This window comes from Gammaproteobacteria bacterium, assembly GCA_037388465.1.
Lineage (GTDB): Bacteria > Pseudomonadota > Gammaproteobacteria > SpSt-1174 > SpSt-1174 > JARRKE01.
In genome coordinates this window covers 1-7,652 of record JARRKE010000089.1, presented here as the reverse complement: position 1 = coordinate 7,652, position 7,652 = coordinate 1, and the positions used below count along the sequence as shown (strand labels likewise).

Annotated in this window: 6 protein-coding genes; 1 reads left to right on the top strand and 5 read right to left on the bottom strand. The window is 62.6% G+C overall.

What is annotated here, in order from left to right; all coding sequences use genetic code 11:
* On the top strand, window positions 1-2,283 hold a 2,283-nt coding region (locus P8Y64_12660; protein MEJ2061317.1), incomplete at its 5' end, for a DUF3400 domain-containing protein.
* Window positions 2,284-3,027: 744 nt separating this feature from the next.
* Here P8Y64_12660 and trpD read toward each other — a convergent pair.
* From trpD to rpe, 5 genes are all read right to left on the bottom strand, one after another.
* Entirely contained in the window at window positions 3,028-4,050 is a 1,023-nt protein-coding gene (gene trpD, locus P8Y64_12655; protein MEJ2061316.1) for an anthranilate phosphoribosyltransferase, read from the bottom strand.
* Window positions 4,051-4,064: 14 nt separating this feature from the next.
* Window positions 4,065-4,661 carry an aminodeoxychorismate/anthranilate synthase component II gene (locus tag P8Y64_12650; GenBank protein ID MEJ2061315.1) on the bottom strand — a complete coding sequence of 199 codons (597 nt, stop codon included), beginning with the start codon at window positions 4,659-4,661 and terminating at the stop codon, window positions 4,065-4,067.
* 11 nt (window positions 4,662-4,672) lie between these two features.
* On the bottom strand, window positions 4,673-6,148 hold the full coding sequence (gene trpE, locus P8Y64_12645; GenBank protein ID MEJ2061314.1) for an anthranilate synthase component I: 1,476 nt from the start codon (window positions 6,146-6,148) through the stop codon (window positions 4,673-4,675).
* A gap of 119 nt (window positions 6,149-6,267) precedes the next feature.
* Complete coding sequence (locus P8Y64_12640; protein MEJ2061313.1) at window positions 6,268-6,948, bottom strand: phosphoglycolate phosphatase; 681 nt, start codon at window positions 6,946-6,948, stop codon at window positions 6,268-6,270.
* A gap of 20 nt (window positions 6,949-6,968) precedes the next feature.
* Entirely contained in the window at window positions 6,969-7,649 is a 681-nt protein-coding gene (rpe, locus tag P8Y64_12635; protein ID MEJ2061312.1) for a ribulose-phosphate 3-epimerase, read from the bottom strand.
* Between the last annotated feature and the right edge of the window lie 3 nt (window positions 7,650-7,652).

Here is a 7,652-nt window from a genome sequence, read left to right as displayed (position 1 = left end):
TTTAAGATCAATGAGGACGTGGTCATCCCGCTGGAAAAGCTGGCGGCCTACAGCGAAGGCGTCGAGCGCATCAACATCCGCCTGTCGCTCAAGAACAAGCTGCGCATGGCCGAGGAGATCCTCGCCTGCCTGGGCGACGACCATCCGGAACTGCGCCGCCAGGACTACGAATCCAGCGAGGAAAGCGACGCCATGCTGGAGGCCAAGCTCGGCTCCGCACTCGACCACGTGGAACAGGTGCGCGGACGCTGGCAGGCACTGCTGGATCATCTCGACGAACCCGCACGTGATCACGATGCGCTGCTGGATGACCGCGCACGTGAGGCGCTACGCCCGAATGACACCCTCATCGATCTGCTCCTGCGCCGCGGCCTGCGTGTATCGTACCGGCGCGAACTGGAAAAACCGCTCAAGAATATCTTCTCGGGCGAAGACCTGCGCCCGCTGCACGAGCGCCTTGAGCGCGTCCACGCCCGCATTCTCACCTCACGCCTGTTCATCGGCCTGCACATGCATGCCGGCGACGGCAACGTGCACACCAACATCCCGGTGAACTCCAACGACTACGCCATGATGCAGGAAGCGGAGCGCGTGGTAGACGAGGTGATGGAACTTGCCCGCTCGCTGGACGGCGTGATCTCCGGTGAACACGGTATCGGCATCACCAAGATGCAGTACCTGGAACCCGCCACGGTGGAGGCCTTTGCCGCGTACAAGCAGCAGGTCGATCCGCAAGGTCATTTCAACCACGGCAAGTTGCTGCCCGGCTCGGGTCTGGCCAACGCCTACACGCCTTCACTGCGCCTGGTACAGCAGGAAGCCCTGATCCTGGAACAGAGCGAACTCGGCGAGCTGAACGAGGACATCAAGGACTGTCTGCGCTGCGGCAAGTGCAAACCGGTGTGCAACACGCACGTACCGCGCGCCAACCTGCTCTACTCGCCGCGCAACAAAATCCTCGCCACCGGGCTGATCATCGAGGCCTTCCTGTACGAAGAGCAGACCCGGCGCGGCATTTCGCTGCATCACTTTGAGGAGCTGAACGATGTGGCAGACCATTGCACGGTCTGTCACAAATGCCTCAACCCCTGTCCGGTGAACATCGATTTCGGCGATGTCACCATTCGCATGCGCCATGTCCTGAAGCAAAAGGGCAAGCGCCATTTCCGCCCGGTGTCGGCCGTTTCCATGGCCTTTCTCAACATCAAGGATCCGACCGCCATCAAGCTCATGCGCCAGGCCCTGGTCGGCTGGGGTTTCCGTGCGCAGCGCTTCGCCCACGGCCTGCTGAAAAACAGCGCCATGTTGCGACGCAAGGCCCCGCCCGCGTCGACCACAGGGCGCACCTCGGTCCCCGCACAAGTGGTGCAATTCGTGCGCAAACCGTTGCCAGGCGGCCTGCCCACCCGCACCACTCGGTCCATGCTCGGCCTCGAAGACCCCGGCATGGTGCCGATCGTGCGCGACCCGGCCCGGCTGACCGAGGAGTCGGACGCCGTGTTCTACTTCCCCGGCTGCGGGTCTGAGCGGCTGTTCTCTCAGGTCGGCCTGGCCACCCTGGCGATGCTGTACGAATCCGGCGCCCAGACCGTGCTGCCGCCCGGCTACCTGTGCTGCGGCTATCCGCAGACATCCAGTGGCGACATCGAAAAGGGCAAGGCCATCACCACCGAAAACCGCGTGCTGTTCCACCGCGTGGCCAACACCCTCAACTACCTCGACATCCGGACCGTGATCGTGTCCTGCGGCACCTGTATGGATCAGCTGCTGAAATACGAATTCGAGCAGATCTTCCCCGGCTGCCGGCTGCTGGACATACACGAATACCTGATGGAAAAGGGTGTATCACTGGAAGGCGTGGACGGCGTGCAGTACATGTACCACGATCCCTGCCACACCCCGATGAAGACCTACAATCCGGTCAAGGTCGCCGGTTCACTCATCGGCCAGGACGTCCAGCTCTCCGACCGTTGCTGCGGCGAGGCCGGCACCTTCGCCGTGTCGCGCCCCGATATCGCCACCCAGGTGCGTTTCCGCAAGCAGGAAGAACTGCAGCAGGGCATCGAGTCCCTGACCGGACATGCGCGCGCCCGCAACGGCAACGTCAAGCTGCTCACCGCCTGCCCCGCCTGCCAGCAGGGCCTGTCACGCTACCGCGAAGATACCGGCCTGGAGACCGATTACATCGTGGTGGAACTCGCCAACAAGATGCTGGGCGCAGGCTGGCAGCAGAAATTCGTCCAGCAGGCGCAGCAGGGTGGGATTGAGAAGGTGTTGTTGTAAAGGGGTTGAGTTTTGTATCGCGTGGTTAGCCATTAGCGATGTCAGCGGGGTGTTTCACGCTTTTTAAGCTCACTTAGACCAGCACGAGGTCTTGTTTCGCACGCTAAAGCACCGGGATTTTCTATCTAACACCCGATAATGCGTGCGAGTCCCTTTCTTTGTTCGCCCAAAGAAAGGGACGAAAGAAAGGCGCCCCCACCGCCTTGGCCCTGCGGGCTGCCCTCGCCACCGCTGACTTGCGACGGGCCCGGTTCGACACGACGTCCTGTCGCGGCGAACCTCAGCCCGGCGTCCCTGCCGGGCTGACCCTGCAAGCCACCGGCTGCTCGGCAAGGCGGGACGGGGGGGAGAAAACCAGTGCACAGCGCTGAAGACTGAGTGAGGGACTGGAGTGGCTTTTGCTCAGCACTGTGCACTCAGAACTCAGCGCCTGTCTTTAATCCCCGTCGGCCGCGCCCGGAACGCCCCGCAGTGGGCTGACCAGGAGCCGTTAGGGCGCGTGACGGATCACGCGCGTCGCCCGTCAGGACAGGGAAGTCCTGTCGGGCGACCTCCGGTCAGACCGCGGGGTGTGCAGGATCAGCGCGGCCGTGGGGTGTCGTTTCTTTTGGTTCGTTTTCTTTGGACAAGCAAAGAAAATGAACTCGCGCATTGCGACAAGGGCCAATTAGAAACACTCACCCAAGAATGCGCGAAACACGACCGTCCACCTATCCAACTGGCCCCAAAGCGCGCAAATCAGCACTAACCCCCAAAACCACTACTCAACGCCACCAGCATCTCCAGCTTTTCACGCGCCGCGCCGCTCTCGATCACCTCGATGGCGCGCTGGACGCCGGCCTGCATGTCGTCAGCGAGGCCGCTGACGTAAATCGCAGCTCCGGCGTTCAGGGCCACGATATCGCGCGCGGGGCCTGGCACGTTATTGAGCACCGAACGCAGCATGGCCAGGCTTTCGTGCACGTCATTGACACGGATATCGTCCAGCCGGCCGCGCCCGATACCAAAATCTTCCGGCTGAATGGTATAGCGCTCGATCGAATGTTCCTTCAGTTCGGCCACGTTGGTGGGTGCCGCAACGCTGATCTCGTCCAGGCCGTCCTGTGAATGCACGACCATGACGTGGCGGCTGCCCAGCTTGCCCATCACCTCGGCCAACGGCTGCAACCAGTCGTCGCTATACACACCAAGGATCTGATTGGGCGCACCAGCGGGATTGGTCAGCGGACCGAGTACGTTGAACAGGGTGCGCACGCCCATCTCCCGGCGCGGTCCGATGGCGTGCTTCATGGCACCGTGGTGCATGGGTGCGAACATGAAGCCGACACCCACCTCTTCCACGCAGCGCACGACCTGTTCCGGGGTGATGTCGAGTTTCACGCCCGCAGCCTCCAGTACGTCGGCGGAACCGGATGAGCTGGAAACCGACCGATTGCCGTGTTTCGCCACCCGTCCGCCGGCGGCCGCCACCACAAAGCTGCTCGCGGTCGAGACATTGAAGGTATGCGCCTCGTCGCCGCCGGTGCCGACGATGTCCACCAGATGTTCGGGTGACAGCGTAACCGGCGTGGCCAGTTCGCGCATCACCTGGGCCGCGGCGGCGATCTCGTCCACGGTTTCGCCCTTCATGCGCAGACCAATCAGAAAGCCCGCAATCTGGGCGGGCGTCGCATCGCCCCCCATGATCAGGCGCATTACCTCCGTCATTTCCGCGCTGCTCAGATCGCGCTTTTCGGTCATGGCGCGAATGGCGTCGATCATGTTCATTCGTTCGTCCCCCTTCAGGCAGCCTGTTCCGTTTTCATGGCCAGGAAGTTGCGCAACAGGTCGTGCCCGTACTGCGTCAGTATCGATTCCGGATGGAACTGCACGCCTTCCACCGCCAGGGTCTTGTGGCGCACGCCCATGATCTCGTCGATCTCGCCACCCTGATCCTGGGTCCAGGCGGTCACCTCCAGGCAGTCGGGCAGGCTTTCCTGTTCAATGACTAGGGAATGGTAGCGGGTGGCCTCGAAGGGGTTCGGCAGACCGGCGAACACGCCCTGGTTGTTATGGTGAATGAACGAGGTCTTGCCGTGCATGATCTGCTTGGCATGCACGATGCGGCCGCCGAAGGCCTGACCGATGGACTGGTGGCCCAGACATACGCCGAGGATCGGCACCTTGCCCGCAAATTCGCGAATCACGTCGAGCGATACGCCGGCCTCATTGGGCGTGCAAGGCCCGGGCGAGAGGAGGATGCGCTCGGGCGCGAGCTGCGCGATGCCGGCAACGTCGATCTCGTCGTTGCGCCGCACCACGACCTCGGCGCCCAGTTCACCGAGGTACTGCACCAGGTTGTAGGTGAAGGAATCGTAGTTGTCGACGACCAGTATCATGACACCGCCCCTTATTGATGCGAGCCGTCGAGCCCGGCCTCGGCCAGGGTGACCGCCCGAAACACGGCACGCCCCTTGTTCATGGTCTCTTTCCATTCGAGGTTGGGATCGGAGTCGTACACCACCCCGGCTCCGGCCTGAATGTGCAGAGTGTTGTCCTTGATCACCGCAGTGCGGATCGCGATGGCGGTATCCATGTTGCCGTTCCAGCCGAGATAACCGACCGAACCTGCATAGACGCCGCGCTTGACCGGCTCGAGCTCGTCGATGATCTCCATGGCGCGGATCTTCGGCGCCCCGCTCACGGTGCCGGCCGGGAAGGTCGCACGCAGCACGTCCATGGCGTCCATGCCCTCGCGCAGCTTACCGGTGACATTGGACACGATGTGCATGACGTGGGAATAACGCTCGATCACCATCTGCTCGGTCAGCTCGATGCTGCCGATCTCGCTGACCCGGCCGGCGTCGTTGCGCCCCAGATCGATGAGCATCAGGTGTTCGGCACGCTCCTTGGGATCGGCCAGCAGCTCGGCCTCCAGCGCCTTGTCCTCCGCCTCGGTGCGTCCACGACGACGCGTGCCGGCGATCGGGCGCACCGTCACCGTGTCGCCTTCCAGGCGCACCAGGATTTCCGGCGACGAGCCGACCACGGTGAAATCCTCGAGGTTGAGGTAGAACATGTACGGCGAGGGATTGAGGTTGCGCAGGGCGCGGTAGAGGTCGAGCGGCCGGGCATGAAACGGCACCGACAGGCGCTGCGAGAGCACCACCTGCATGACGTCACCGTCGATGATGTATTCGCGCGCGCGCTGTACGGCCTGCTTGAAGCCGTCTTCGGTGAAACCGGAGACGAAATCGCTTTCCTCCACATGCCGGGCCGCCACCGCCTTGCGGCGCGGTACGGCCTCGCGCAGGCGTACCTCGAGCGCATCCAGGCGTTGCAATCCGGCCTCGTAGTCGCCGGGTGGCGTCTGGACGATGAGATAAAGCTGGCCGCTGAGGTTGTCGAACACCACCACCTCTTCGGACACCATCAACAGGATGTCGGGCGTACCAAGCGGATCGGGTTTTTGGCAGGCACCCAGGCGCGGTTCGATGTAGCGTACGGTGTCGTAACCGAAATAGCCGACCAGCCCACCATTGAAGCGCGGCAGTTCGGGCAGTTCGGGTATCCGGTAGCGGGCCATGAAATCGTCGATCCATGCCAGCGGATCGTCGACGGTCACTTCCTCGACGGGATGGCCGTCCTCTTCCACCAGTATCTGGTGCCCGCGCACCTTGACCACCCGCCGCGCGGGCAGGCCGATGATGGAATAACGCCCCCACTTCTCCCCGCCATGCACCGACTCCAGCAAATAGCTGTAGGGCGCATCGGCCAGCTTGAGGTAGGTGGAAAGGGGGGTGTCGAGGTCGGCGAGGACCTCACGCACGAGGGGGATGTGGGTGTAGCCTTGCGCGGCTAACTGTTCAAAGGCTTGGGCATTCATTGCTCACGTCCAGGACAGGGTTGAAACGGAAATAACGACTCGACGACAGCTTCACCGCCATCGCCAATTCCGCGTCACCCAGTTCTGAATGTGAGTCATCATTACGTTGCTAGTGTGACCTAAGCCGCCTTTTCCAGCAAGCCCGGCAGTTCCGCCATGGAATCGATCACGGCATCCGGATCGTACTTGCGGATGTCTTCGCCATGATTGTAGCCATAGCTCATGCAGACGATCTGGAAGCCCGCCGCCCGGGCGGCCTTCACATCGCTGATGGAGTCTCCGATCATCATCGACTCGGCAGGGGTCACACCCAGCTTTTCAGCTGCGTACAGCAGCGGCATGGGATCGGGCTTTTTCTTTTCCAGCGTATCGCCGCTGACGACCAGTTCGAAGGTATCGAAGATGCCGAGGTCCTTGAGCAGCGGATGGGTAAAGCACTCGGCCTTGTTGGTGACGCACCCCAGGCGGAAACCGGCCGCCTTCAGGTAATCCAGCCCTTCGCGCACGCCGGGGTACAGCCTGGACCGCGCGGAGGTGTTCTCCGCATACAATGCGGTAAAGATCGGCATGGCGCGCGCCTTCAGCTCGGCATCCGGTTCGGCATCCAGGTCATCGACCAGGGCCCGCTCGACCAGCCGCTCAATGCCGTTGCCGACCCACAGGCGCACCTTGGCATCGCCGCGCACCGGCATGTCCAGCGCCTTCATCATCTCGTCCACGCAAAAGGCGAGATCCGGCACGCTGTCCACCAGCGTGCCGTCCACGTCGATCAGGACCATGCGGGGTTTGTTCAACGTCACACTCCGATCCTCGACTGATCTCAGCTGCCGGCCTTGGCCAGCTCGTCGCGCATGGCCTGGATCACGGTGTCGTAGTGGTTGGGATCGGAATCCTTGCCCGCACCGAAGATGGCGGAACCGGCCACGAAGGTGTCGGCACCCGCTTCCTTGATCTCACGGATGTTGTCGACCTTCACGCCGCCGTCGATCTCCAGACGGATGTCGCGCCCGCTCTGATCGATGAGGCGGCGCGCCTCGCGCAGCTTTTCGAGCGCGGTGGGTATGAATTTCTGCCCGCCGAAGCCGGGGTTGACCGACATCAGCAGCACCATGTCCACCTTGTCGAGCACGTATTCGAGATAGGACAGCGAGGTGGCGGGGTTGAACACCAGGCCGGCCTTGCAGCCTTCACCGTGAATCAGCTGCAGGGTGCGGTCGATATGCTCGGAGGCCTCGGGATGGAAGGTGATGTAGGTGGCGCCCGCCGCCGCGAAATCGGGAATGATCCGGTCCACCGGCTTGACCATCAGATGCACGTCGATGGGCGCGGTTACGCCATGCTTGCGCAGGGCCTCACAGACCAACGGACCGATGGTGAGATTCGGAACGTAGTGGTTGTCCATGACATCGAAATGGACGATGTCGGCGCCCGCCTTCAGGACGTTGTCGACCTCCTCGCCCAGGCGCGCGAAATCCGCGGACAGGATGGAGGGTGCAATCAGATT